Origin of the sequence: Chitinophaga filiformis (assembly GCF_023100805.1) — a bacterium.
Lineage (GTDB): Bacteria > Bacteroidota > Bacteroidia > Chitinophagales > Chitinophagaceae > Chitinophaga > Chitinophaga filiformis_B.
This window is the reverse complement of record NZ_CP095855.1, coordinates 3649631-3674509: the sequence shown is the minus strand read 5'-3', so window position 1 is coordinate 3674509 and position 24879 is coordinate 3649631. Positions and strand designations below refer to the sequence as shown.

Here is a 24879-nt window from a genome sequence, read left to right as displayed (position 1 = left end):
AATGTACTTCCTGTTCGTTCGCACCTATACCCTATAGCCTCTATCCGCCTACGTTTCAGGCACTATTGTATAGCCATCGCTATAGAACAGTGCCTGAAATGTAGGATTATAGTACCTATAGGGTATAGCACCCAGCGAAATGGTAGTACACTGCAAAGGGTTTAGAGCAATAAAGTGTCTATTCTGTGGGCTTGCACGAGCTGAACCTGTTCAGACCAGGAAAAAACAGTAAAATAACCATCCTGGGAAGCCACCAATGCAATCGCATCCCTTTGATCATGAACAAATTGCGCTGCAGAAAGGTGCCTGGTGCCGCCTATTGCGGAAGGGTGCATCAGTTCGGGCGTTCCTCCTATCACAGGTTCGATCATTACCACACGGTCCACTCCCCTGGAAGACCAGGCCGCCCGGGTGATCTTCGCCCCGAAGGTGAGCAGTTCATGACGGTCGTTGATAACGGTAGCGCCATCGACGGCGGTCAGACCGGTGATATTGTCCACTTCCCGGCGCATGGCGTTCTGCCAGTATATCTCGGTCACCTTACTTCCGTCCTGGCGGATAAGGTCGGCGACGCCCGTAAAAGCGGGAGAAACGGGATAGGTTAACGGGTGTACGATAGATTCCTTCCATTTCTCGGTACCCGACGGTACCAGCAGCAGGATACCGCCTCTTTTATGTGCCCGCATGGATACGGCGATCTGGATGAGCACATTTACCGGGTCATTCCACATGGCGGAAGAGGTCAATCCCAACAGGGAGGTCACGATATCGGGACTATCCGGCAGCAACCCGCAGGATTCATCGACTATCTTTACCTGGTCGCCTTTCAGGACCGCTACATTGGCAAACTTACCCAGCCCGATACTCCGGCGGTGTTTAACCACCAGCAATCCGGGTTCGGATACGTCCAGTACAAAGCAGAAATTGGGCAATTTAAGGGTGGTTCCCCAGATATAGAGTTGTTCGCCTTCGTACCAGATGCCCACATGCACACCGGCCCGTTCTACCCCGGGGGCCAGTTTAGTAAGCACACGTACGTCGAATGGGAGCTTTTGAGCAAATTTCAGTGGTTTCCCTGCCTGGCAGGGATTCAGGAATGCCAGGGAAATGCGTGTAGGAACGCCTTCCTCCCTGCGCAGGCTGGCCCAGAAGGCCACATCGAGCATTTTCTCGATGAATTTGGCCTGCGGCACCGTGGCAAGGTCTTCTTCCCCACTCACAGCGGCAATGGCCAGGTGTTTGGAAAAATGAGTTTCTATCTGGTCGGCCACCTTTACGGCAGCCTGATAAGTTGAGTCTAATGTCAAATCCATAGCTATACAATACAAATTAGCGCCAGCTCCAAAATTAACCTTTTATTCTATGCTCCAAAAAATACCGCTTATTCCCTTCATATGCCTTCTTATGACATTTCCATCAAAATGCGTAAGGATTATTGAGATCTTAGAGTTCCTCTTTAAGCCAGGATATGGTTATGGTCATGAGAAGGAGTGCCAGCCCCAGGTGCTCCTTCCTCTTTTATTTGAAGATCTTGAAGGCTTGCAGGAACTCGTCGATATAACGGCGGCTGAAAAAGAGGGTTTCCCCATCCCTGAAAAAGATCTCGTTATTAAGTACATTGATCTTCGTCACCTCTTTCACATTCACAATATAGTTCCGGTGTACGCGGCAGAACTGCACCGCCGGTAACTGGACCTGCAAGTCCTTGAGCGACTGCTGGATCACGAATTTCTCCGTATGGCACACCACTTTACTGTATTTCCCGTCCACTTCAATATACCTGATGTCGTCAATGGCTATCCTTTGCAGCAGGTTGCCTTTTTTGATGAACAGGGTATCGGAGGCCTGGGGAATGGCCTGCGCCGGGGGCGCTACTGTTTCCTGTTTGAACTTTGAGAGGGCCAGTTCGATGGCATATTGCAGCTCCAGCGGATTGTAGGGCTTGAGCAGGTAATTGTAAGGCGATGTGAATTTAGCCAGACGGAAGGTGGTATTATCGTTGGCGCTGGTCAGGAAGATAAAAGGGCGTTTTTGTTCCCTGTGCTCATTGATGGTTTCGGCAAAAAGGATCCCGTCTGGCTTGTCGCCCAGGTAAATGTCAATCAGGCAAATGTCCGGGAGCTCTTCATCGTAAGCGGCCACCGCGTCTTTCAGTACAGTGGTGATCCTGATATCAGTGCAGCCCAGCTGGCGTAAAAAACTCTCCAGGAAGTCGGCTTCCGCCGGACTATCTTCCAGGATGAGTACTTTCAGTTCCTTCATAATGTTCATTAGCAGGCAGGCAGACCACAATAGTGGTGCCGGCTCCGACGCTGCCGGTAATACGTAATACCCCTCCGTTCTTTTCCGTCATTGCCTTTACCAGCCACAATCCAAGTCCGGTACTCTTGCTGCCCCCTGTATCTTGTTGTATGCGTTTTGTATCCCTTTTGTAAATGGCCTGTATGATCTTTTCGTCCATTCCGATACCCGTATCCCGCACTGTTATTTCACAACTGTTTCCCCGGGTTTGCCCGGAAATAGTGATAGTGCCGCTGGGATGCGTGTATTTGATCGCGTTGTCTATAATATTCCTGAAGATGATCTTGACGGTATTCAGGTCTGCCAGAAAGGTCGTTCCTGCCGGCACTTCATTGATGATAGTGATCCTTTTCAGGGCAGCGCCCGCATTAAAATCGTACACCACCTGTGCAATGATCCTGCTGGCGTCATGCTGTTCGGGGTGCAGGCTTAGCTGGCCTGTCTGCCCCAGTGACCAGTACAACAGGTTGTTCAGGAGCGCATAGGTATTGTCGGAGATCTTCTCAATATTCTCCGACAACGCCGTAGCCTCCCTGATCTTGTTACGGGCAAGGGTATCTTTCAGGTAGGACAGGTTGATCTTGAGGTGATTTACGGGAGAACGCAGGTCGTGCGCTACGATAGAGAACAGCTGGTCTTTCGTTTCATTGAGCAGTTCCAGCTTGTCATTCTGTTCGGCAATAATGCGGTTCCGCTTCTGCGTTTGCCGGTAGGCGAAGAATATCAGGCCGGCGCAGGACAGGAAGAACAGGGAAAGGGCAAAAAAGGTGTTCCGCTGCCATCTTCTTCTTGTCAGCTCTGCTTCACGGAGTCTGCTCTCCTGCCGCAGTAACTGTAATTTGTATTCCTGCTGTTGTATAGCGATCTTCTTGTCCTGTTCCGCCAGTTCCCATATCTTATCGCGGTTGGCGATCTGCGCTTCCAGCTGCTCGTATTCCTTCCGGTACCCCAGCGCAGCCTGAAAATGCCCTGTGCGTTCTTCTACAATGGCAAAGTTCAGGTATACCTTACTGCGGATCTTCAGGTCACTGGCTTTCTTCGCCAGCGCCATAGCACGTTGCAGGTAACTCCATGCTTCCTTCTGCCGCACCTGCTGGTCGTACAGCAGCGCAGTGTTCAGGAAGGAGTTCACCAGGGCAGTGGTATCTTTCAGTTCTGCGGCAATGGCTATACTCTTTTCAAATTTCTCTTCTGCTTCCTTAAACCGCGCCATGTGCAGCAGGCATACGCCTGTATTGTTCAGGATCTTCCTGGCCACCACCGGTTCATAGAGGTGGAAAAAACGTTGTTGTATCAGGTTGAAATATGCAAGGGACTCGTTGAACTGACGCTGTTCGAGATAGATCTCCCCGATATTGGGATAAATATTTGCCTGGATATTGATATCAAGCGCCGGAATAGCTGAGAGCTTCAGGTATTCCGACAGCGCTTCTTTGTAGAAGTCTTTGTAGTAAAGGATCTTGGCCTTCAGGAACTTTACGGTAAGTATGCGCGGCGCAAGGGAATTGCTGTCGGTGATAGCGGTAATGGTGGACGCGTATTTGAATCCATCATCCAGGTTGCCGCTATCCAGCGCGGCATGGCATTGATGGAAATAGCGGGACACGACGCTGTCCTGGCCAGCCGGCAGCTGACTACACACATTACATTGTTGTGTGATCAACTGCCGGATTGCGGCAGGCAGATTAATTTTCTGTGCAGATACCTTGTTGAGGGTACTACAGCATAACAATAAAATAAGCAGCTGGTAACACAGGGATCTTAGCATGCGGATCAGGTCTTCTCAACACTGGTAACGGTACCATTTGTTGTTTCAGGATCACCAATAACATAACGTACACGGATAGCCGGCATTTCACGGCCTTCCACGCAGTAACGGAATTTGATCTCCCATAACGAATAGGCATAAATTTCAGGATGACCTGCCGGATTGTCATAGATAATGTTGATATCTCTGACTTCAATAGGGCCATTCCAGATCTCGATCACACCACAGTCGGAAATGTTTTCATCCAGGTGTACGTTCCTGGCGTGGTCCGGCAGGTACATGTGGAGGTTCACATCATAACAGTCCTGAAAATCACCGGACTTACGCAATGACACCAATGGTTCCTTAGATGACAGTTGTCCCATCAGACCGGATGCAAGTAACCGGATGCTTTGTGTTTTGATCTTTGCTTTAGACGGTTCTGTAGCCTGAAAAGTGCCGGTAGCACTCCCGGCAAGTGATTGTTGTGTGTCCAAGGGATAAGGGTTTAAGTACCAAATATAAATAAATTATTATAATGAGAGATGGCAAAGATTTTGTGCAATAGAGAGATATACACTATAACATATGGCTTTTATAGATTATTACAAGGTACTTGGAGTAGACAAAAAAGCCTCCCAGGACGACATAAAGAAAGCATACAGGAAGCTTGCCAGGAAACACCATCCCGACATGAACCCTAACGATAAGGAGGCGCATATTAAATTTCAGCAGATCAATGAGGCGAACGAGGTACTGAGCGACCCGGAAAAACGTAAGAAATACGATGCTTACGGAGAGCACTGGCAACATGCGGACCAGTATGAGAAGGCGCGACAGCAACAGGGCGCAGGCTTTGGCGGACAGCAGGGATATGGCGGCTTTGGCGGACAAGATTTCGGTGGACAGGGTTTTGGCGGACAGGACTTCGGCGACTTTTCCGAAGGACAGTTCTCCGACTTCTTTGAATCCCTCTTCGGTAACCGCACCGGTGGCAGCCGGCGCAAGTTCCGTGGTCAGGATTACAATGCAGAACTTCATATCAGTCTGCGGGACGCCTATACTACCCATCAGCATACGCTGAGCGTGAACGACAAGCAACTGCGCATCACCATACCCGCCGGTATTGCCAACGGGCAGGTCATCAAGCTGAAAGGACATGGTGCACCGGGAGGTAACGGAGGCCCCAACGGAGACCTGTATATTACGTTTGTAATAGCAGAAGATCCGGTATTTAAAAGGGTGGATAACGACCTTTATATGAACGTGGAGCTGGATCTTTATACCGCCATATTGGGAGGAGACGTGACCATCGATACATTAAGCGGAAAGGTGAAACTGAAGATTAAACCGGAAACACAGAATGGTACCAAAGCCAGGCTGAAAGGCAAAGGCTTTCCCGTGTATAAACAGGAAAATGTATCAGGAGACCTGATCATCACGTATTCCGTTTTGCTTCCGACCAATCTGACAGAAGCGCAGAAAGAACTATTCAGGCAACTGGCCGCATCATCACATTAAACAACCCGTTATGCAAACAGCAATGATAGCCATTACCCAATATTGCAGCATACATGAAATTGAAACCGACTTTATTAACTCACTGGCAGACGAAGGACTAATAGCCATTACCGTTATAGAGGGCGACCGTTTCGTATCAGAAGAACAGCTGCAGGACCTGGAGCTGTATACCAGGTGGTACAGTGAGATGGGCATTAATACGGCCGGTATTGAAGTGATTAAGCACCTGCTTGATAAGATCAGGCATATGCAGTCTGAAATAGCAGCACTGAGAGCACGGCTGCATTTGTATGAGGGATTCTGAGAACAATGAACAGGCCTGATGTAGCATAACATCAGGCCTGTTTATTGTATTACCCCATTATAAACTGTCAACCATGAATAAATTCTTCAGAGCGATCATTGCCTTTTGGGGCGCTAAAAAATTCGGGGGCGGCTGCCTGGGTACTATTGTGTTATTTATTATTATTTATTGGGCCCTGGGGCATTGTAATTGATCTAACAAACCCGGGGTTGTCACCCCGCGTAACAAACCCGGGGTTGTCACCCCGCGTAACGAACCCGGGGTTGTCACCCCGCGTAACAAACCCGGGGTTGTCACCCCGCGTAACAAACCCGGGGTTGTCACCCCGCGCTACAAACACGGCGGCACCTACGGAGCCGATGGATGTTTTGTTAAATACATTATTAAACCGGGGTTTATTCCCACGTAACGAACCCGGGGTTTATTCCCACGTAACAAACACGGGGTTGTCACCCCGCCTAACGAACCCGGGGTTGTCACCCCGCGTAACGAACCCGGGGTTGTCACCCCGCGCTACAAACACGGCGGCACCTACGGAGCCGATGGATGTTTTGTTAATACATTATTAAACCGGGGTTTATTCCCACGTAACAAACACGGGGTTGTCACCCCACGTAACGAACCCGGGGTTGTCACCATCACATCCTGGCCCCCGATTTTAGTTTACCGTAGCTGATCTTCCAGACACGGTTTGTTTTATCGTCTGTGATAAACATGTCACCTCTGTCAGAAACAATGATACCTACTGGCCTTCCCCGCACATCTCCTGCTACACTGTCTTTCATAAACCCTGTCAGGAATTCTTCTGCTTCACCGGCAGGCTTGCCGTTCTTAAAGGGAACGAATAATACCTTATAACCCGATAAAGGTTTACGGTTCCAGGAACCATGCTGGGTAATAAATGCCCCATTCCTGTATTTTTCCGGGAAACTGTTCTTTGTATAAAAGGCCAGGCCTAAAGAGGCGGTATGGGATTTCAGCTCGTAGTCGGGTACAGTGGCTTTTTCTACCAGCCCTTCTGGCGCATTGGGTACCCTGGGATCCTTGTGCTGCCCCCAATAACAATAGGGCCATCCATAAAAAGCGCCTTCCTTTACCCCTGTCAAATAGTCAGGCACCAGGTCATTACCCAGTTCATCCCGTTCATTGACCACTGTCCAGAGGATATTAGTGCCAGGCGCCCAGTCCATTCCTACCGGGTTTCTCAATCCGGATGCATACACCCGCATACCACTACCGTCAGGGTTCATTTCAAGGATATTGGCCCTTAATACTTCCTTGTCCAGACCTTTTTCCCCATGGTCTGTACCACAGCCCACCGCTATATAGAACTTTGTTTTATCCTTATTGGCGATGATATTACGCGTCCAGTGCCGGTTTACCTTACCGGCGGTAAAAGTGGCTATTTTCTCTCCTTTTGCATTGATACTGGTGGCCCCTGTTGTGTATGGGAAACGCAGTAAACCGTCTGTATTGGCTACATAGAACTGATCGCCCACCAGCAACATGCCGAACGGCTGATGCAGGTCTTTGAGGAAGACGGTCCTCGTTTCCGGTACACCGTCATGATCGGCGTCCCTTAACAGGGTGATGCGGTCGGCGCTCTTCTTTACATTATTGGATTTAGTAGCACCTATGAGGGCGGCTCCGATCTTTTTAAAGAAGCCGAAGTGAGAGTTGGCTTCTGCTACCAGCAGATCGCCGTTAGGCAGTTCATACAGCCAGCGGGGATTGTTAAATCCGTCAGCATATAATGTTACTTCAAAGCCTTCCGGAGCTATTGGTTTGGTACCGTCGTCCCAACCTTTTACATGACTGTAGTTCGTGTAGGACTTTGTTGCATGTGGAGGTGGTAATTCCGGCCGCTGTCCGTACAATATCCAGGCATGACCGAGCAGCATCAGCAACGGCAACATCTTTTTCATAACAGTAGGTTTATTACGAAAAAGATGTTGCAAAACACATGCCCCTGCCGGCACGATAGGTAGAGCTGGCTATTGTCTGCGCAGGAGATAAGGACTTACGGCCTTTTTCCAGATAGCATAGCCCTGGGCGTTCATGTGCAGCATATCCTCCACAAAGAGCTCTTTCCTGGGTTGGCCGTTCTTATCGAGCATCAGCTGAAAAACATCTACAAACACGATGTTGGTCTGTTTGCTGATATAACTGCGGATGAGGCTATTCGCCTGCCTGGCAACAGGTAGGAATTCCACCCTGCTTGGGCTCGGTTTTATGGAAATATATACAATAGGAATATTGGGCAGTTTATTTCTGATAGTGGCATACAGGTTTTTAAACCTGTTAAAGATAGTATCCGCTGTTACACCTTTTTCCACCAGGTCATTTTCGCCGACATAGAGCACTATCTGGCGCGGGTGATAGGGAAAAATGATCTGGTTGGCGTAATAGATGATATCGTTCGTTACCGCGCCTCCTACTCCCCTGTTCATCACCACATAGTTGCTGAATGTTCTTTCCAGGTCGTCCCATTTGCGAATGGAAGAACTGCCGGTGAACAGTATGGGATTGGCCGGCGGTGTATACATCTTATCCCATTTCAGGATGGTATTAATGTCGTCCTGGTATCGCTGCGCATGAACAGCCGGAATACAAACAATCAGGATCAGTACTAAAAAGCTTAACAGTTTCTTCATAAACATGATTATTTAATTGCGCGAAAAGTAAGGCTCATTCTTCCATTATTGGTATCTGAGGGTGGAATGGCGTGCAGCCATTCATCCTGCACTTCCTGTGTCATATAGATCAGGGAGCCTGCAGGCAATGGGAAATCAATCAGTTCTGTTGGTGTTTTGATGTTCTTAAACCGGAGCGTTCTTGTCTCGCCAACGGAAACAATCGCAATACCGGTACCTTGTTCGAGTATGTCTGTCTGGTCGGTATGAAATCCCATTTTGGACTTGCCGTCCAGGTAATAGTTTATGAGGCAGTTATTGGGCGTAAAACCAAGTGTAGTCCCTATTTGGGCAACAATGGCGTCCAGCTCTGTGGTGAAGGCCTGAAACGGGTAACTCATCTGCGAATAATTGTAGGCGACACCAAAACTGGCGGTTTTACGGGCAAGCATGCTTTCGTCCCATAAAACATTATCTCTCAGTGAACTAAACAGCGCTTCGGGGTCGGGTATAAAATCGGGTATAAATGTAATTCCATTCATAGTGCCGCAAAAATAGAAAATCTCCGCTAAGATATGCCGCTGGAATGGCCTGTGGAAGGGATGATTATATCATGTAAGCCGGATTGACTATATTTACATACCAGATTCACACACCAGGAAATAAGTTTACAATGGAAAGCTCAGAAACAAAAGGACAAGCAATTAAGGTAGTGATCATCGGCGGAGGATTTGCAGGCATTAATCTGGCCCAACGGTTGCAACACGACAAACGTTACGAGATCACATTGGTAGATAAGAATAACTATAACTTCTTCCCGCCACTGATCTATCAGCTGGCAACGGGATTTCTGGAAACTTCAAGCATCTGTTACCCTTTTCGAAAACTGTTCCGGGACAAAGCCAACCTCCACTTCCACATGGGAGAATTCCAAAGGGTAGACCCGGCAGCACATATCTGTTACCTGAACAATGGCGAAATACAATATGATTACCTGGTTTTTGCCACAGGTACTGAAACTAATTATTTCGGCAACGAAAACATAAAGAAGCTTGCTATTCCGATGAAGAACGTGAATGATGCGCTCGAGATGCGGAATACGCTGTTAAAAAGACTGGAGATAGCCTGTATCACCAAGGATCCTGTAGAACGCAGGAAGCTGACCACCATCGTAATTGCAGGTGGCGGCCCTACCGGTGTGGAAGTATCGGGTATGCTGGCGGAGTTGCGGCAGTATGTGGTCAGAAAAGATTATCCGGAACTGCATGGCCATGGTGGGGAGATCTACCTGGTGAGCGGCGGAGAAAGCCTGCTGGAACCGATGACTAAAAAGTCGCAGCGACATACCTATAACGCTTTACGCAAGCTGGGCGTGAAGATCAAGCTGAAAACCAGGGTGAAAGACTTCGTGGACGACCAGGTGATCCTGGGCAATGGGGACACTATTCAGACCAAGACCCTCATCTGGGCCGCCGGCGTAACTGCCAGGCTGATGGATGGTATTCCGGTGGCCAGCACCGGCGCTGGCAGGAGAATGATGACGGATGCATACAACAGGGTGATCGGTGTGGATGATATCTTCGCCATTGGCGACACCTGCATACAGACAACCGACAAGAACTTCCCTGAAGGGCATCCCCAGCTGGCGCAGGTGGCCTTGCAGCAGGGCAAGCTGCTGGCCGACAACTTCTCGCACATGGCTGACAATAAGCCCCTGAAGCCGTTTAGTTATGTAGACAAGGGTACCATGGCCATTATAGGCCGTAACAATGCCGTGGCAGATATCCCTAAACCCAAACTGCACTTCAATGGTTTCATAGCCTGGGCCATGTGGCTGTTCATTCACGTCATGGCCCTCATTAATTACCGCAACAAGCTGAAGACCATGTACAACTGGACCGTGGCCTACTTTACCAGAGACCAGGCCCTGCGTATGATCATTAAACCGATACCGCCACAACCTGACCTGAAGCAGGCGGAAATGGCGGCAGCCGTTAAATCTTCAGTCTGATCCGTTTCTTTTCCATCCGGCCCACTAACAGGATCACCAGGAAAGCAATGGCGATGGAACGGAGTATGCCCCCGATCCCTTCACTCAGCGCGGAAGGGTATTTAAATCCTATCAGTAACATGAGGGAATATAAAAGGTAAGGGATCAGGTAGCAGGTCAGCGTACTGGTACCTGCCGGGCGGATCCATTTGAACCAGTCCATCTTTCCTTTGACATCTACCAGCCAGATCATCGCGGTAAATACCAATATACTGATGCCGGAACAGATCAGCACCCAGGCTGGTGTGGCCCGGATCTTGGAAATACCCGCGGTGTAGGGACGCAGTATAAAACCAGCCACTATTGCCAGCACTCCCAGGCCTATAAAAACAGCCCAGAGGGAGCCTAACTTTCCTTTTTTATCCAGTAAGGTATACAATGATGAGATCACCGCTCCGGCCATGATCAGCGATACAGAAGAAGCATTATCTATTACAGGAATACTGAACTGCAGCAAGCCGGCATGTGTGAATATGTTTATCAGCAGGAAAATGCCTAAAATAGCCGTTATAGCGCCAAAATTGCCTTTGGCCAGCAGGTAGAGCGTAGCGCAAACCAGGTATGCCCAACCGATGATGCCCAGTATGCCCCACCAGGAAGGCTCCATCCAGTGCGGCGCATTGGCCGGCCCACCTTTATATAAAGCCGCCATGACTGCCAGCAATAGAATACCGGCGCCTACCAGGGTATACCGTTTTCGTTTTTCCATGTCGGGAGGATAATCCAGCCAAACCAGGAAAAAGCCGGCGGTGATCAGCAGTTCCCATACGGCGTATGGCAGATAGGCCGCAGGGCTGTAACTTTCCAGGTTGACATGGAAAAAACCCATGACGATCAGCGCCAGCGAGCGGACGAGGATATGCATCTCTGTGCTGATAAAAGATTTCTGCTGACTGATGCGCTTTCCTATAGCAAAGGGAATGGACAGGCCTACTATAAAGAGAAAAGCAGGGAAGACGGTATCTGCAAATCCCATCCCGTCATCCTGGGCTTTTACATGTTCAATCCAGGCAGGGATATTACTCACACCGCTGACATCATTTACAAAGATCATAGTCAGCATGGTCAGTGCGCGAAAGGCATCGATGGATAAAAGGCGTTGTGATGGTTTAAGCATGCTATAAGGTATCAATATTTTTCGCAATATTCAATATCCCTTCCTGTTGCATGTGCAATATTTTCAACAACACGCCATTTGTCCATCCGAAACCATCCTGGTTAGGATATTCTCCTCCCCCTCCGGGCAGCGATGTGTCTTTAACGTTATACTTCTCCAGCAACTTACCGGTTTGTTTAAACACCCTGATATTCTGCCGGGCCCAGCGGCCGGCGATGTCAGATGCAAGGGAATCGTTCTTGTAGGTCAGCAGGCCTGATATTGTCATCCAGTGCAGGGGCGCCCAACCATTGGGAGCATCCCATTGCTCACCCGTTTCCACCGGTGTGGATACCAGTCCGCCGGGATACAGAAACTGCCGCTTTAACACCATAGCGACGCTATCTGCCTGTCCCTGGCGGGCTATCCCGAAAAATAAAGGATACATCCCTCCCAGGTGCAACACGGGCGTTCTGGCTCCTTTTTTAAAGTCATAATCCCTGAAAAAGCCGGTTTTCGGATCCCAGCAAAAGCGCAGGATAGCCTCCCGGCGGATAGCGGCAGCAGCTTCGTACTGCAGGGCTTTGGCCGTATTGCCTTTCATACGGTAGGCATCCCCCAGGGTCATTTCCAGGTTGTATAAGAGGCAGTTGAGGTCTACCGGAACAATATCGGTGATGTGGATAGAACCAAGTGTTTTCCCGTCTGCCAGCCAGCGGCTGCTGAAGTCCCAGCCTGATTCCGCACAGGTGCGCAGTTCCTGGTAGACCTGTTCGGCCGGCCGCCGGCGGGAGGTTTTGGCGGTATTGATATCTTCCGTCCAGGCTTCTTCCCTGGGCCAGTTTCCCCTGTCGTAATAGCGATTAAGGACAGAACTGTCGGGCAGTATCACCAGGTGCTCGCCGGTTTTACCATCGGCAGGCTTTTTCATCCAGAAATGATGTTCCTTTTCCAGGGCGTCCAGGTAGGTGGTAAGCAGCTCCTGTTTGCGGTCTTCCTTCGCGGAGATCAGCAATTGCAGCATGAGGGCGAAATAAGGCGGCTGTGAGCGTGTCAGGTAATAGGTACGGTTACCGTTAGGAATAAAGCCATAGGTACGGATCAGGAAAGCAAAGTTCTTTATCATACTTTCTATCAGATCTGTGCGACCGCTTTCTTTCAACCCCAGCATGGTGAAATAGCTATCCCAGTAATATACCTCACGGAAACGGCCCCCCGGTACAACATAAGGCGCCGGTAAACTGATAAGTGAGCCCCATGTGTGCGTAGTGTCGGGTTCCCGTTTTAGGACCTTCCAGAGCGACTCAATATGTGCGATGACGTCCTGACCGGTATCGGTAGTGTAATGTACCGCTGCAGCTGTGGGCACAATGAAATGATTGTGCACAAAGCCCGCCAGGCTGAAGCCGGCTGCTCCCTGCTCTTTTGCATAATACTGAAGGATGGTTGCAGGTGCCGCCTGGGGTGTGCAGTCTGCAAAGGTCTTACTGTCCGGGAAGACATGGGCAGATTGAACGGCTTCAAACAAGCCTGGGAATTCCTGCCGGGGAGAACGTTCTTTTACCTGCGGCGGCTGTTGCTGTTTACAGGCGATGCCGCATGCCATTATAATGGCAATGAACAAGCGTTTTCCATTCATACGTTACGTGGTTTCTATATTATAAAGGCAATGCCTGCTTACCGGTTAACACGGTTCAGCAATATGGCGAAAGATCGCATATTTTCACGGGTTGCGTTCGCGTCATTTTCAGATTGCTCAAATAATTGCCTCAGGTCTTCCATCTGGCCCATCAACGCCGGCGATATACTATATTTACTCAGGATGTTGATGGCTTCATCTACCTGTGGCTTCGCATAACTATAAATCCTGAAGGTATAAGGAGGGTCGAGAAAATAGGATTTAATCTCTGCAAGGCGGATGATATCCGGATTACTTATTTTCATAATTACCACTTTTCAGACGAGACAAAGTGCAAAGTTACGCTAAATTGTCTCAATCCCCCCTCTATTATGGCAATAATGCCCTACCTTTTTCTGCGCAGACAACAGGACATTTGTAGTACACTAAACCTCAAAGACATGAAAGAACATATTGCTGATCAAGCCGCTACACTTGAACACCCTGTAGTGTCGCAACAGGAATGGATAGAAGCCCGTAAAAAACTGATGCAAAAGGAGAAAGAGCTGACCCACCTGAAAGACGAACTGACCCGCCAGCGCATGCAGCTTCCCTGGGTAAAAATTGAGAAGGAGTACATTTTTGAAGGAGCTGACAGATCATATAGCCTGTCCGATCTCTTTGACGGTCGCAGCCAGCTGATCGTACAGCACTTTATGCTGGGACCGGGCTGGAAAGAAGGTTGTCCCGGTTGTTCCTTCATGGCCGACCATGTAGAAGGAGCGCTGGTCCACCTGATGAATCATGACGTGTCTTATGTGGCGGTGTCCCGTGCTCCTATGAGCGATATCATACCCTTTCAGAAAAGGATGGGCTGGAGCTTTAAATGGGTGTCTTCCAACAAGAATGATTTCAACTATGACTTTCATGTATCTGCTACACCGGAAGACATTGCGAACAATGAGATGATCTACAACTATGAGAAGATTCCCGTAACTGAGCAGGAACTACCCGGTGTCAGTGCGTTCTATAAAGACGAAAACGGCGATATCTTCCATACTTATTCCTCCTTTGCGAGAGGTGTAGATATCATGCTCACCACTTACAATTTATTGGAAATGACGCCAAAGGGACGTAATGAGGACAACGCGATGAACTGGGTGAAACATCATGATAAATATGAAACCAAGGTTCCGGAAGCAAGCAGCTGCTGTAGCCATTAATTCCTGATGTCATGCGTACATGTAATTGTTGCGGGGGACATGCAGAAAAAGCTGTTCCCTGCAATGCTCCTGCAAATTCATCCATCCCCGTGGATAAGGCGACTGTAGCTGTCGATAAACCCGGCTTTTTCAGGCGCGCCATCCGCTTCATGAAACCGGTGTTGCCGGCCTTTCTCCTGGCGCTTGTACCCAAATGTCCTTTCTGTCTTGCGGCTTATATTGCACTGGGCACAGGCATCGGACTATCAGTGACCAGTGCAAAGTTGCTGTACATTTCCCTGTTATGTGCGGGTGTTATTCCCTTGTCGCTGTTTGCCGCCAGGCATATCGGGGCTTATTTCTTTCCCGAGCGGTTTACAGACTGGAAACCGCGGCAGCAGCTGTTTATAGGAATGATGGGGATCCTGATAGGGAGCAGTATTTTATTGTTGTTTTGAATATTACGGAGTATACTACACAGCAGCTACTCTCCGATAAAATACGGACAGATACGGCCTATCTTCACAATAACATTTATTTTAATGAGGATAAGTATGCAGTATATCCGCGAAACTGATACATACAAAATGCATAAACGTTAGCCACCAACTCATATCACAACAAAATCCCAATATAAAAAAGCCTTCCTGCAAACAACAGGAAGGCTTTTCATTTCACAAATACGTTCTTATATCTCTCCTTTCTTCAACTGCCCAACCGCATAATCCACCGCCCTGGCAGTTAATGCCATATAGGTCAGCGAAGGGTTCTGTGTTGAAGTGGAAGTCATACACGCGCCATCTGTTACAAATACGTTGTTCACGGCGTGCATCTGGTTCCATTTATTGAGGATAGATGTTTTAGGATCTTTACCCATACGCGCACCACCCATTTCATGGATATCCAGGCCGGGCGCCTGTTTGGAGTCTTCTGTACGGATATTGGTGAAACCGGCTTTGGTATACATTTCAGTCATCTGCTCATAGAAGTCTTTCAACATCTTTTCGTCATTGTCATCATAGCCGAGGTTCACATGGATGACAGGCACACCCCATTCGTCCTTCTTCGTTTTATCGAGCGTAAGCTGGCTGATCTCTTTTGGAATGGTTTCTCCCATCATATGGGAACCTACCCACCAGTTACCCATCTGCTGGTTAAACAATCCATCTTTCAGTGTCTGGCCAAAACCATCGTTACTGTTCCAGGTACGTCTGCCGGTGCTGAAACCTGCAGCATAGCCGCGCAGGAAGTCTGTTTCCTGTTTCACCACGTTACGGAACCTTGGAATATAAGCGCTGGTAGGACTGCGACCTTCGGTGGTCAGATCGAGCATACCATCGTAATCGGCTGTGATACGTCCGCGATAGTTATGGAAAGCAAAATACTTACCCAGTACGCCGCTGTCATTGCCTAATCCGTTCGGGAAACGGCTGGAAGTAGAGTTCAGCAGGATCAGGTTCGTGTTCACAGCTGCAGCGTTGACGAAGATGACGCGTGCATAGTACTCCGTCGTTTCTTTCGTCTGTGTATCTACTACGCGTACGCCTGTAGCTTTTCCTTTCTGTTCATCATAGATGATAGAGTGTACCACAGAGAAAGGACGCAGGGTCAGGTTACCCGTCTTTTCTGCCCAGGGCAGTGTAGATGAGTTACTGCTGAAGTAACCGCCAAATGGACATCCGCGCTGGCAGAGATTCCTTTTCTGGCACTGCACCCTACCCTGCTGGATATGAATGGGCTGAGGCTCCGTAAGATGCGCACAGCGGCCATAGATCACGTGGCGGTCTTTATAATTCTTTGCTACAAAACCTTTGAAATATTCTTCAACGGCCGTCATCTCCAGCGGTGGCAGGAATTCGCCATCGGGAAGATTAGCGATGCCGTCCTTATTGCCTGAAATACCTACAAATTTCTCTACATAGCTGTACCAGGGAGCAATATCAGCATACCGGATAGGCCAGTCTACCGCAAAGCCGTCCCTGGCAGGGCCTTCAAAGTCGAAATCGCTCCAGCGCTGGGTTTGTCGCGCCCAGAGAAGTGATTTACCCCCCACCTGGTATCCGCGGATCCAGTCGAATGGTTTATCCTGTTCGTAAGGATGTTCTTTATCCTTAACAAAGAAGTGCATAGCATCTTCCTTAAAAGCGTAGCAACGGCTTACGACAGGCGCTTCTTCCTGTATTGCCTGTGGCACCTGTCCCCGGTGAGGGAATTCCCAGGGATATTTATTGGTAGTCGGATAATCTTTGAGATGTTTTACGTCGCGTCCCCTTTCCAGCACCAGTGTCTTTAAGCCTTTCTCCGTGAATTCCTTTGCTGCCCATCCTCCACTGATACCAGACCCGATAACGATCGCATCGAATGTGTGGTCCTGAGCCCCCTTATTAATATTTGCCATACTGATCTATAAAATTAAGCAGTCTTCTTGCTGGCCGGTTTAACAGGCACGCTTCCATGGAAACGTCCGGGTACCAGCTCGTACACCTGTACTTTTGTTAGATAATATTCGGAAGTCGTATATCCGTAAATGGTGAGTTGTTTTACTGTGTGGTAAAATGCAGCGGCAGCATCTTTGCCGGCATCTGCGGCTTCCAGTTCTTTCAGGAGCGCTTCTCTTTCAGCAGGGCTGCTCTTTTCAAAAGAATGACCATTCTTTTTCTGGCACAGGTCAGAAAATGCTTTCATACCGCTAAGGAATTTCTGCTGATCTTCTTTTTTCATACAGTCGTCCACCATGGTAAGGGCAAATAAATGCGCCTTCACATCTTTTGCACCCGGCGTGGTAGTGGCCGGGATCAATGTATCTGCCAGCGCAGCCAGCATGTTCTCTCCTTCAGCATCTACTGCTATATTTTTCAATGAAATAGAAGCAGGAGACGGTTTCCGCAAACAGGACGGCAACAGTGCCAGACCTGCGGATACTACTAAGACCTGTTTTAACGCGGTTCGTCTATTTACTAGCATGTATAGGTGTTTACTGAAACAAGCCGATAAGGTATATGTTAAATTTAATATTTCCAAGCCAATTGTTTGCTAAATTTCGTTGTAGTACCTTCAGGCAATCTCCTTATTCAATAAGCATGTTATGAAATTTTACTGTTTGTCGCTCGTCCTGTTCAGCCAGCTGACCTGGCTGTCTGGAAACTGCCAACTCCGGACAGGTTCGTCCGCCCCTGTTGTTAAAATTGAAAACGGCCGTTTACAGGGCACAACTACCAGCCCCGGCGGAGTCTATGTGTACAAAGGCATTCCCTATGCACAACCACCGGTAGGTCCCCTTCGTTGGAAAGCGCCGCAACCGGTGCCTGCCTGGGACACCATTCTGAAAGCAGATCATTTCGGTCCCCGGGCGATGCAGGGAAACATCTTCGGCGATATGGGCTTCCGTTCCAATGGCATGAGCGAGGACTGTTTGTACCTGAACGTCTGGGCCCCTGCGCAACCTTCCAAAATGAAGCGCCCGGTGCTGGTCTATTTTTATGGTGGCGGTATGGTAGCAGGCGATGGCTCTGAAGCCCGTTATGATGGAGAAAGTATGGCCCGCAAAGGGATCGTATCACTGACGGTCAATTACCGCCTGGGCGTATTTGGTTTACTGGCTCATCCGGAGCTCTCAAAAGAAGCGCCTTACCATGCTTCAGGCAATTATACCCTGTTGGACCAGCAGGCCGCCCTGGCCTGGGTAAAGAAGAATATTGCCGCCTTTGGCGGAGATCCTGATCGCGTGACCATTGCGGGGGAATCAGCCGGTTCTATTTCTGTCTCTGCATTGATGGCCTCCCCCTTGTCGAAAGACCTGATCAATGGCGCTATCGGGGAAAGCGGCGCCATGATCTTCCCCACCATGCCTCCGGCTACCAGGGAAGATGCCGAAAAGAACGGGGTAGCCTTCGCCAATGCCATCGGCGCCAGCTCACTGGAAGCGCTGCGGGCCATTCCGGCGGAAGAGTTGTTAAAAAGGGCTTCCGGCCCTGGTATGCCGCCATTATCCACAAATGTGGATGGCTATGTGCTGCCTAAAAAACCGGCAGAGATCTTTGCAGCCGGCGAACAGGCCCATGTGCCTTTGCTGGTAGGCTGGAACTCCGCAGAATTGCCTTACCGGGCATTGCTCTGGAAAGATGATCCTACCCCGGAAAACTATGTCAAAAAGGTGAAAGAATTATATCCACAGGATGCGGAGGAAGTGCTGCGTTTGTATCCCGGCAATACTACAGAAGAAGTCATTGCTTCCGCCACGGACCTGGCCAGCGACCGCTTCATTGTATATAGTACCTGGAAATGGGGTGTATTGCATGAGCGTACGGGTCAGCAGCCTGTGTACCGCTACATCTTCTCCCGCAGCCGCCCGCCGATGACGCCTAAAATGGGCAATGCGCAGCCGGGACTGGCAGGAGGTGTGATCAAAACCAGCACGACTGCGCCTAAACCGGCAGAAACATTCAAAGGAGCGCCTCATGCAGCAGAGATAGAGTACGCAATGGGCAATCTTCGTCACAATAAGGTATATGCCTGGACTAAAGAAGATTACATCGTGTCCAATACCATGTTGAATTACTTCGCGAATTTTGTTAAAACCGGCAATCCCAATGGCGCATCTTTACCAAAATGGGAAGCAGATGCTGTTACCGGTTCACGGTATATGAATATAGATGTGAGGTCTTCCCTGCAGCAGGAAAAGCATGGCGACAGGTACCAGTTCCTTGATAAAGCATATAAACAATAAAACATTTCCGGGTCTGTTACTGCGATCATAGTAACAGACCCGGAGTATCTTTTCCACAGTGCTGATGGCCTGGTTATTGTACCTGTACATAAAACGATGTTTTATGATGACCCGGCAAATAACTATCTCACACAATGACAGGCACGATATGTATGATGTATCATTTGAAAGACAGGAAAATGCTACTATTTATCATATAGCGCCCAATGTAAACTCCAATGTATCTTTTCCAAGGCAGTTTGATATTGTAAAACCGGACGACAGTGACCAACCTCAGTATGAAACAAAAGACCTGAACGAGGAAGGCAGGGAGATTGCCGACGCTTTGTGGAAACAGATCAGTTTATTGCCTCCACAGTTTAGTGGCGGCAAGGAAAAAGCTTAACAAGGTCAGGAAAACAAGGGCGCATAGTCTTTTACGAACTGTTCAAAGGTACGTGGCGCATGTCCTGTAACCTCCTTCACATCCGGCGTGAGTGCTGCGGCCTCGTTCAGCCGGTAATGTGCATAGTCTTCCAGCAATCCGTCTGCCTGCCATAGCGGAAATCCAAAGCCCAGCAAGGCATTTTTCATTGCCTCTTCAGGTATATCTGTAAAGCGTATTTCCCGGCCCAGCACATTTGAAAATATCGCTGCCAATTGCTGGTGTGTCAGCACTTCCGGCCCTGTAAGATGATAGGCCTTGTTTTCATGCCCCGGCTTCGTGAGGGCAACAGCCGCCACGGCGGCAATGTCCCTTATGTCGATCAGCGAGATCGCTGCATTGCCGGCGGCGGCAAAGAACTCATTCCCCTGTGAGATAGCTTTCGCAAAACCCAGGAATCCCTGCATGAACAGGTTGGGTCGTAAAAAAGTATAGGCGATACCGGAATTCCTGATAGCAGTTTCCACTACCGCATGATAACGCAGGAAACGTACGGGAGAATGAAGGTCTGCGGCCCATTGGGACAACTTCACGATATGTTTAACGCCCGCTCTCTTTGCTGCATCCACAAAGCGTAGCTGTTGTTCTTCAGCCAGTTCGGATGAATTGGTGAGCAGAAAAGCTTTTTCTATACCGCGGAGTGCATTATCCAGGGAAGCCTCATCATTGAAGTCCCCTTCCACCAATGTAGCCCCCGGCAGAGCGGCCAGGTCTTTCGACTGGCCGGCCGACCGTACCATGGCTCTGAAAAGTACTCCCTGTGCAGATAATATTTTTCTGAGTTCGGTTCCAATGTTGCCGGTAGCACCGGTGATAAGGATGGTGGCTCTTGCTTGTGTTGACATCTTGTTATATTTTTTCTTGTTTGAAATATTTACAGTGTCAAAATTAGCTGCAAAGGCCAGCCCTGCATTGTAAGAAAACGAAAACCAGCGCTTTACCTTATATACGTGTCATCCGTCAACCGGAACAAAAAGTTTTTTTTTGACCTCAGGCAACCTTTCCAAATCTGGTCTCGTATTAAGTAGTTGACACAAGTGCTCACAATTTGCTTATTTAAAAATTTTCAAACACCATGCATTTATTAAAATCTGCAGTGGCAATGCTATTCGTTGCCTCAGTGATAACATCATGTTCAAAAGACGACAACGATGGCGGTAACACACCACCTCCTCCAACGCCTAAGAAAACCGTGCTGGTAGCCAACAACACAACTTTAGGTAAAATATTGACCGACAGCACCGGCAAGACATTGTACTTTTTCTCCAACGATGCACAGGGTACGCCTACCTGTAAAGATGGCTGCGTAGCTGCATGGCCGGTATTCTATGTAGACGCCGATAAACTGACAGTAGACACATCGCTGGACAAAGCTGATTTCACTACCGTTACACGTCCTGATGGTTCCAAACAGACTGCTTACAAAGGATGGCCTTTATATTACTACGTAAATGATGCAGCTGCCGGCGACACCAAAGGTGAGAATGTTGGCAACATCTGGTTCGTAGCGAAACCTGATTATACTGTAATGGTAGCCAACTTCCAGTTACACGGCAATGACGGGAAAGACTATGTACTCGACAACACCGGTACTATTGCCCTGGGCACAGGCGCTTCCAAATACCTGGTAGATGACCGTGGTCATACCCTGTACAAATTTGCCAACGACAAATCCGGCAAAAACAACTTCACCAATGCCGATGAAACACACAATGCCATCTGGCCTATTTATGAAGTATCTGAGGTAAAGAACGTACCAACAGGATTTGCTAAAACAGATTTCGCGATCATTACCGTGCTGGGGAAGAAACAAATTACCTACAAAGGCTGGCCATTATATTACTTCGGCGCTGATGCCAAAGTAATGGGTGCAAGCAAAGGCGTAAGCGTGCCTTCACCAAACGTATGGCCTGTAGTTTATACCACAACAGCAGCCGCACCTTTGCCATAATCAGCGTGTTCAAACATACCACTGCTGCACTTGTGTTAGGCGGCAGTAGTATAATAGGCAGATTGCCCGACCTGGTATACCGGGTTGGGCAATCTGTTTTTTATGAGTATTTTGCCATCAATTAAAACCTATACCATGAAAGCTCAGGTACTATCACTATGCCTGGTATTGTCGGCTTATGCCGGTTATTCCCAAACCACGTACATCTTTCAACCAGATTCCTGCAATGGAAAAGATGCGACCGTATTTGTCAAGGTGGATCTCCCGGAATGGTCTGACAAGAATTTCGGACAACGTGATGAGATCAGCGCGTCCGGCTGGACTTACGGCGGTCAGGGTGGCGGCGAGGGTTACTCCCGCATTTTCATTGACTTCGACGGATTGAAAAGTATTCCCCGCGGTGTTGCCATTACCAGCGCTACACTCAGTCTGTATGGTAAAACGAGCAGTGTGTTTATCAAACAGGGAAATGCAGGAGAGAATGATTGCTTCATCGAACGCGTAACAGGCCCCTGGGATGAAAGCACCCTTACATGGAATAACAAGCCAACTACCACTAACGAACATCAGACAGTACTTCCCGGCTCTAAAGGTGTTCAGTGGAAATACAATGCAGATGTAGATGTTACGATGCTGGTGCAGGATATGACAGATCTGCCTGCCGAAAGCAGTCATGGATTCTGTATCGCGTTGCAGGGCGAGGATTATTACAGGAACCTCCTGTTTGCTTCCAGCGAACATATAGATCCTTCCCTCAGGCCTAAACTGACAGTGACCTTCAATCTTTGTAATCCTGCCGCCAGGCGGACAGCCACCACTGGTGTTGCCGACAACCCACCTGTTATAACGCCGCTTCCCATAAAGAAAGCAGCATCCACCGTGAAAGCCCGCGGAACAGCCGGGCAGCCCCGGAAAGAGGAAGCAGAGATAGGCGAGATACCAATGGAAGGTGTACAAAACCCTTAAATAATTGACTGACAGCCTGTTTAAGCAGGCTGTCTTTTTTTATGCTGTTTCGACTTGCGTAACTCAAAAGTTACACATACCTTTATGTAACTTCAAAGTTACATAATATGAAAAGAGACATCAAACTCAAGTGGTTCTATCCACACCCTGTAGAAACGATATGGGAATGCCTGACCAACCCTGATATCCTGAAACAATGGAATCTTACGTCCAGCGGCTTCAGGGCAGAGGTAGGCTTTAAATGGATGGAAGTGACGAAGCCCCGACCGAAGATGGACTGGGACGGCAAGATGTATTTTGAGGTACTGGAGGTGATCCCTTTACAGAAGCTATCCTACTCTTTCAAGGGCGGCCCCGGTGAAGGTGTGTATAATCTTGACACCGTGGTGAACTGGATACTGGTGCCTAAAGACGGCGGTACGGAATTACACCTGGAGCAGACAGGCTTTAAGGGTATGAAGAATTATATCAGCAGCTTTATTATGGAGATGGGATGGAAAAACAAAGTGGCCAAACGTTTCCAGCAGGCACTTACAAATTTTACCGATGACAGCGCTACAGCCAGATAGCTTTCAGGCTATTGCAGACCCCAGCCGGCGTGAGATACTGCTTATGCTGACCGATGATAAGAAGTCGATCAATGCCATCGCTGAGCAGTTTGACATCAGCCGCCCTGCTATTTCAAAACATATCAAGGTATTACACCAGGCAGGCTTCATCACCTTTGAAGAGAAAGGACGGGAACGCTATTGTATACTGCGTCGTGAGGGTTTTGATGAATTGAAGGAGTGGATCAATTTCTTTGATAATTTCTGGAAAGAACGCCTGGGCAAACTGGAGCAACTACTGGAAAAAAATCCGGACATCGCCCGGAAAAAGAAATAGATACATCATTACGCATGCATCCCCTTTACCAGCGAATGCCGGTAAGGGGATGCAGATCTGAATGCCGTCTTCAGGCGACACCATATGTTGGCACCAGTTTCTCTGCCGCCTTCTTTTCCCTGTCTTTTACATACAGTACCGCTATTGCCGCGATGATCATAAAGGCCCCGCCCATTACCAGGGCGAAGATCGCTTCATTGTGAAACAAATGCTTTACGATCAGGCCTCCGAAGATACCGTTCACTATTTGCGGGAAGGTGATGAAGAAGTTGAAGATACCCATGTATACCCCTGTTTTGTGAGAGGGTATTACACCGGACAGGATGGCATAAGGCGTGGACAAAATACTTCCCCATGCCATACCGATCCCGATCATGGGCCATATCAGCAGGCCGGGATCTTTGATGAAATAAAAAGAGATCAGCGATAAGCCGCCTGCTGTCAGTGAGATAGCATGTGCAGCCTTGCGGGATGTTTTACGCGCTATGACCGGTAATATCAGTGCATACACTGCTGATACTGCACTATAGATGCTGAACAGAAAGCCCACCTTATTGCCCGCATCTGCAAAGAGCGCAGAAGAGGTATCGCCCGGTGGTACCTTGTAGATATGCTGTGCCACTGCCGGCGTAGTGAACACCCACATCGAGAACAGTGCAAACCAGGAACAGAACTGTACCAGGCCCAGTTGTTTCATGGCAGCCGGCATATTGGAAAAATCTTTCAGGATGGTCCTGATCCCTCCTGTATGTTCTTCAGCAGCATGCTCGGGGTTGAATTGCTTAAATTCTTCCGGGGAATATTCTTTCGAAGTAAAGATCGACCAGAGAATGGTAGCCAGTAATACCACTGCGCCTACATAAAAGGAATAGATCACATTGTCGGGCACTACGCCCGGAGCGGCTGTCTTGGATACGCCTGCATACTCTGCCAGGAGGTAAGGCAGTGAAGAACCTAATACGGCCCCTGCTCCTATCAGGAAGGTCTGGGCGGAGAAGCCCTGGCTACGTTGTTCATCGGGCAGATTGTCGGCCACCAGCGCCCGGAAAGGTTCCATGGCCACATTGATCGATGCATCCATTAAGGTCAGCATACCCGCCCCTATCAATACCGGCGGCAGTATATAAGCCAGCAGGGATGAATTAGGTAGCAGTATCAAGGCCAGTGCAGTAGCAATAGCCCCTACCAGGAAGTATGGACGGCGGCGCCCCAGCCTGTTCCAGGTACGGTCGCTGTAATGCCCGATCACCGGCTGTACGATCATGCCCGTTAAAGGCGCTGCCAGCCAGAACAATGACAGGTGTTCTACTTCTGCTCCATAAGTTTGCAGAATGCGGGAGGCATTCCCGTTCTGTAAAGCAAAACCAAACTGGATACCGAAAAAGCCCATGCTCATGTTCCATATGCGCGCAGCGGACAACCGCGGCTTAACCATTCCTTTCATGGGATAAATAT

The 24879-nt window shown here is 48.9% G+C and carries 25 protein-coding genes; 11 read left to right on the top strand and 14 right to left on the bottom strand.

Annotation, left to right across the window (positions count from 1 at the left end):
• Positions 1-161: 161 nt before the first annotated feature.
• The 4 genes from MYF79_RS14720 to MYF79_RS14705 form a co-directional block, all read right to left on the bottom strand.
• Complete coding sequence (locus tag MYF79_RS14720) at positions 162-1313, bottom strand: putative sensor domain DACNV-containing protein (RefSeq protein ID WP_247814728.1); 1152 nt, start codon at positions 1311-1313, stop codon at positions 162-164.
• 205 nt (positions 1314-1518) lie between these two features.
• Positions 1519-2262 carry a LytR/AlgR family response regulator transcription factor gene (locus MYF79_RS14715; RefSeq protein WP_247814727.1) on the bottom strand — a complete coding sequence of 248 codons (744 nt, stop codon included), beginning with the start codon at positions 2260-2262 and terminating at the stop codon, positions 1519-1521.
• Positions 2228-4069: a sensor histidine kinase gene (locus tag MYF79_RS14710; protein WP_247814726.1), complete on the bottom strand. Its 1842-nt coding sequence runs from the start codon at positions 4067-4069 to the stop codon at positions 2228-2230. The genes MYF79_RS14715 and MYF79_RS14710 overlap by 35 nt, the downstream gene beginning before the upstream one ends.
• Positions 4070-4074: 5 nt before the next feature.
• Positions 4075-4545 (bottom strand): hypothetical protein, encoded by a 471-nt coding sequence (locus tag MYF79_RS14705; protein WP_199659062.1) that lies wholly within the window; start codon positions 4543-4545, stop codon positions 4075-4077.
• A 91-nt stretch (positions 4546-4636) separates the two neighbouring features.
• Here MYF79_RS14705 and MYF79_RS14700 point away from each other — a divergent pair, with 91 nt between their 5' ends.
• Both MYF79_RS14700 and MYF79_RS14695 read left to right on the top strand, forming a co-directional pair.
• Positions 4637-5569: a DnaJ C-terminal domain-containing protein gene (locus MYF79_RS14700; RefSeq protein WP_247814725.1), complete on the top strand. Its 933-nt coding sequence runs from the start codon at positions 4637-4639 to the stop codon at positions 5567-5569.
• Between the two features lie 10 nt (positions 5570-5579).
• Entirely contained in the window at positions 5580-5873 is a 294-nt protein-coding gene (locus MYF79_RS14695) for a chaperone modulator CbpM (RefSeq protein WP_247814724.1), read from the top strand.
• Positions 5874-6511: 638 nt separating this feature from the next.
• On the opposite strand, the gene MYF79_RS14690 is transcribed toward MYF79_RS14695, so the two are convergent.
• The 3 genes from MYF79_RS14690 to MYF79_RS14680 all read right to left on the bottom strand — a co-directional run bounded on the left by MYF79_RS14690 (position 6512) and on the right by MYF79_RS14680 (position 9048).
• Complete coding sequence (locus tag MYF79_RS14690) at positions 6512-7798, bottom strand: PQQ-dependent sugar dehydrogenase (RefSeq protein WP_247814723.1); 1287 nt, start codon at positions 7796-7798, stop codon at positions 6512-6514.
• A gap of 69 nt (positions 7799-7867) precedes the next feature.
• The gene (locus MYF79_RS14685) at positions 7868-8527 is read right to left on the bottom strand and encodes a GDSL-type esterase/lipase family protein (protein ID WP_247814722.1); all 660 of its coding nucleotides are present in this window, start codon (positions 8525-8527) and stop codon (positions 7868-7870) included.
• Positions 8528-8535: 8 nt separating this feature from the next.
• Entirely contained in the window at positions 8536-9048 is a 513-nt protein-coding gene (locus MYF79_RS14680) for an alpha-ketoglutarate-dependent dioxygenase AlkB (protein ID WP_247814721.1), read from the bottom strand.
• 131 nt (positions 9049-9179) lie between these two features.
• Here MYF79_RS14680 and MYF79_RS14675 point away from each other — a divergent pair, with 131 nt between their 5' ends.
• Positions 9180-10517: an NAD(P)/FAD-dependent oxidoreductase gene (locus tag MYF79_RS14675; RefSeq protein WP_247814720.1), complete on the top strand. Its 1338-nt coding sequence runs from the start codon at positions 9180-9182 to the stop codon at positions 10515-10517.
• Here the strand turns inward: MYF79_RS14675 and MYF79_RS14670 are convergent.
• The 3 genes from MYF79_RS14670 to MYF79_RS14660 are packed head-to-tail and all read right to left on the bottom strand — an operon-like array spanning position 10501 to position 13596.
• Positions 10501-11673, bottom strand: coding sequence for a DUF5009 domain-containing protein (locus tag MYF79_RS14670; protein WP_247814719.1), 1173 nt, complete (start codon positions 11671-11673; stop codon positions 10501-10503). The genes MYF79_RS14675 and MYF79_RS14670 overlap by 17 nt on opposite strands.
• A gap of 1 nt (position 11674) precedes the next feature.
• Positions 11675-13291 carry an alpha,alpha-trehalase TreF gene (gene treF, locus MYF79_RS14665; protein WP_247814718.1) on the bottom strand — a complete coding sequence of 539 codons (1617 nt, stop codon included), beginning with the start codon at positions 13289-13291 and terminating at the stop codon, positions 11675-11677.
• Positions 13292-13329: 38 nt separating this feature from the next.
• Positions 13330-13596 (bottom strand): hypothetical protein, encoded by a 267-nt coding sequence (locus tag MYF79_RS14660; RefSeq protein ID WP_199659071.1) that lies wholly within the window; start codon positions 13594-13596, stop codon positions 13330-13332.
• Between the two features lie 135 nt (positions 13597-13731).
• On the opposite strand from MYF79_RS14660, the gene MYF79_RS14655 reads away from it, so the two are divergent.
• Both MYF79_RS14655 and MYF79_RS14650 read left to right on the top strand, forming a co-directional pair.
• Positions 13732-14493, top strand: a complete 762-nt coding sequence (locus MYF79_RS14655; protein WP_247814717.1) for a DUF899 domain-containing protein — start codon at positions 13732-13734, stop codon at positions 14491-14493.
• A gap of 11 nt (positions 14494-14504) precedes the next feature.
• Entirely contained in the window at positions 14505-14930 is a 426-nt protein-coding gene (locus MYF79_RS14650) for a hypothetical protein (RefSeq protein WP_247814716.1), read from the top strand.
• 230 nt (positions 14931-15160) lie between these two features.
• On the opposite strand, the gene MYF79_RS14645 is transcribed toward MYF79_RS14650, so the two are convergent.
• Both MYF79_RS14645 and MYF79_RS14640 read right to left on the bottom strand, forming a co-directional pair.
• A complete protein-coding gene (locus MYF79_RS14645) occupies positions 15161-16870 on the bottom strand; it encodes a GMC oxidoreductase (RefSeq protein WP_247814715.1) in 1710 nt (569 codons plus the stop codon).
• Positions 16871-16884: 14 nt separating this feature from the next.
• Positions 16885-17436, bottom strand: coding sequence for a gluconate 2-dehydrogenase subunit 3 family protein (locus tag MYF79_RS14640; RefSeq protein WP_247814714.1), 552 nt, complete (start codon positions 17434-17436; stop codon positions 16885-16887).
• A 121-nt stretch (positions 17437-17557) separates the two neighbouring features.
• On the opposite strand from MYF79_RS14640, the gene MYF79_RS14635 reads away from it, so the two are divergent.
• A complete protein-coding gene (locus MYF79_RS14635; protein WP_247814713.1) occupies positions 17558-19198 on the top strand; it encodes a carboxylesterase/lipase family protein in 1641 nt (546 codons plus the stop codon).
• 103 nt (positions 19199-19301) lie between these two features.
• Positions 19302-19583, top strand: coding sequence for a hypothetical protein (locus MYF79_RS14630; protein WP_247814712.1), 282 nt, complete (start codon positions 19302-19304; stop codon positions 19581-19583).
• A gap of 5 nt (positions 19584-19588) precedes the next feature.
• Here the strand turns inward: MYF79_RS14630 and MYF79_RS14625 are convergent, their stop codons facing one another.
• Positions 19589-20467 (bottom strand): SDR family oxidoreductase, encoded by an 879-nt coding sequence (locus MYF79_RS14625; protein ID WP_247814711.1) that lies wholly within the window; start codon positions 20465-20467, stop codon positions 19589-19591.
• 230 nt (positions 20468-20697) lie between these two features.
• On the opposite strand from MYF79_RS14625, the gene MYF79_RS14620 reads away from it, so the two are divergent.
• The 4 genes from MYF79_RS14620 to MYF79_RS14605 all read left to right on the top strand — a co-directional run bounded on the left by MYF79_RS14620 (position 20698) and on the right by MYF79_RS14605 (position 23424).
• Positions 20698-21573: a hypothetical protein gene (locus MYF79_RS14620; RefSeq protein WP_247814710.1), complete on the top strand. Its 876-nt coding sequence runs from the start codon at positions 20698-20700 to the stop codon at positions 21571-21573.
• 135 nt (positions 21574-21708) lie between these two features.
• Positions 21709-22539: a DNRLRE domain-containing protein gene (locus MYF79_RS14615; RefSeq protein ID WP_247814709.1), complete on the top strand. Its 831-nt coding sequence runs from the start codon at positions 21709-21711 to the stop codon at positions 22537-22539.
• A 107-nt stretch (positions 22540-22646) separates the two neighbouring features.
• Entirely contained in the window at positions 22647-23108 is a 462-nt protein-coding gene (locus MYF79_RS14610; RefSeq protein ID WP_247814708.1) for an SRPBCC family protein, read from the top strand.
• The gene (locus MYF79_RS14605) at positions 23086-23424 is read left to right on the top strand and encodes an ArsR/SmtB family transcription factor (RefSeq protein WP_247814707.1); all 339 of its coding nucleotides are present in this window, start codon (positions 23086-23088) and stop codon (positions 23422-23424) included. Before MYF79_RS14610 ends, MYF79_RS14605 begins: the two co-directional genes overlap by 23 nt.
• A gap of 70 nt (positions 23425-23494) precedes the next feature.
• Here the strand turns inward: MYF79_RS14605 and MYF79_RS14600 are convergent, their stop codons facing one another.
• A complete protein-coding gene (locus MYF79_RS14600; protein ID WP_247814706.1) occupies positions 23495-24868 on the bottom strand; it encodes an MFS transporter in 1374 nt (457 codons plus the stop codon).
• Between the last annotated feature and the right edge of the window lie 11 nt (positions 24869-24879).

Excerpts from the sequence above, each read along its gene's own strand:
- MYF79_RS14715 (WP_247814727.1), bottom strand. The coding sequence starts at position 2,262 with ATGAAGGAACTGAAAGTACTCATCCTGGAAGATAGTCCGGCGGAAGCC.
- MYF79_RS14670 (WP_247814719.1), bottom strand. The coding sequence starts at position 11,673 with ATGCTTAAACCATCACAACGCCTTTTATCCATCGATGCCTTTCGCGCA.
- MYF79_RS14620 (WP_247814710.1), top strand. The coding sequence starts at position 20,698 with ATGCATTTATTAAAATCTGCAGTGGCAATGCTATTCGTTGCCTCAGTG.
- MYF79_RS14605 (WP_247814707.1), top strand. The coding sequence starts at position 23,086 with ATGACAGCGCTACAGCCAGATAGCTTTCAGGCTATTGCAGACCCCAGC.
- MYF79_RS14685 (WP_247814722.1), bottom strand. The coding sequence starts at position 8,527 with ATGAAGAAACTGTTAAGCTTTTTAGTACTGATCCTGATTGTTTGTATT.
- MYF79_RS14610 (WP_247814708.1), top strand. The coding sequence starts at position 22,647 with ATGAAAAGAGACATCAAACTCAAGTGGTTCTATCCACACCCTGTAGAA.
- MYF79_RS14710 (WP_247814726.1), bottom strand. The coding sequence starts at position 4,069 with ATGCTAAGATCCCTGTGTTACCAGCTGCTTATTTTATTGTTATGCTGT.
- MYF79_RS14635 (WP_247814713.1), top strand. The coding sequence starts at position 17,558 with ATGAAATTTTACTGTTTGTCGCTCGTCCTGTTCAGCCAGCTGACCTGG.
- MYF79_RS14655 (WP_247814717.1), top strand. The coding sequence starts at position 13,732 with ATGAAAGAACATATTGCTGATCAAGCCGCTACACTTGAACACCCTGTA.
- MYF79_RS14630 (WP_247814712.1), top strand. The coding sequence starts at position 19,302 with ATGATGACCCGGCAAATAACTATCTCACACAATGACAGGCACGATATG.
- MYF79_RS14625 (WP_247814711.1), bottom strand. The coding sequence starts at position 20,467 with ATGTCAACACAAGCAAGAGCCACCATCCTTATCACCGGTGCTACCGGC.
- MYF79_RS14615 (WP_247814709.1), top strand. The coding sequence starts at position 21,709 with ATGAAAGCTCAGGTACTATCACTATGCCTGGTATTGTCGGCTTATGCC.
- MYF79_RS14700 (WP_247814725.1), top strand. The coding sequence starts at position 4,637 with ATGGCTTTTATAGATTATTACAAGGTACTTGGAGTAGACAAAAAAGCC.
- MYF79_RS14675 (WP_247814720.1), top strand. The coding sequence starts at position 9,180 with ATGGAAAGCTCAGAAACAAAAGGACAAGCAATTAAGGTAGTGATCATC.
- MYF79_RS14660 (WP_199659071.1), bottom strand. The coding sequence starts at position 13,596 with ATGAAAATAAGTAATCCGGATATCATCCGCCTTGCAGAGATTAAATCC.
- MYF79_RS14645 (WP_247814715.1), bottom strand. The coding sequence starts at position 16,870 with ATGGCAAATATTAATAAGGGGGCTCAGGACCACACATTCGATGCGATC.
- MYF79_RS14720 (WP_247814728.1), bottom strand. The coding sequence starts at position 1,313 with ATGGATTTGACATTAGACTCAACTTATCAGGCTGCCGTAAAGGTGGCC.
- MYF79_RS14690 (WP_247814723.1), bottom strand. The coding sequence starts at position 7,798 with ATGAAAAAGATGTTGCCGTTGCTGATGCTGCTCGGTCATGCCTGGATA.
- MYF79_RS14680 (WP_247814721.1), bottom strand. The coding sequence starts at position 9,048 with ATGAATGGAATTACATTTATACCCGATTTTATACCCGACCCCGAAGCG.
- MYF79_RS14600 (WP_247814706.1), bottom strand. The coding sequence starts at position 24,868 with ATGAAAGGAATGGTTAAGCCGCGGTTGTCCGCTGCGCGCATATGGAAC.
- MYF79_RS14650 (WP_247814716.1), top strand. The coding sequence starts at position 14,505 with ATGCGTACATGTAATTGTTGCGGGGGACATGCAGAAAAAGCTGTTCCC.
- MYF79_RS14695 (WP_247814724.1), top strand. The coding sequence starts at position 5,580 with ATGCAAACAGCAATGATAGCCATTACCCAATATTGCAGCATACATGAA.
- MYF79_RS14640 (WP_247814714.1), bottom strand. The coding sequence starts at position 17,436 with ATGCTAGTAAATAGACGAACCGCGTTAAAACAGGTCTTAGTAGTATCC.
- treF (WP_247814718.1), bottom strand. The coding sequence starts at position 13,291 with ATGAATGGAAAACGCTTGTTCATTGCCATTATAATGGCATGCGGCATC.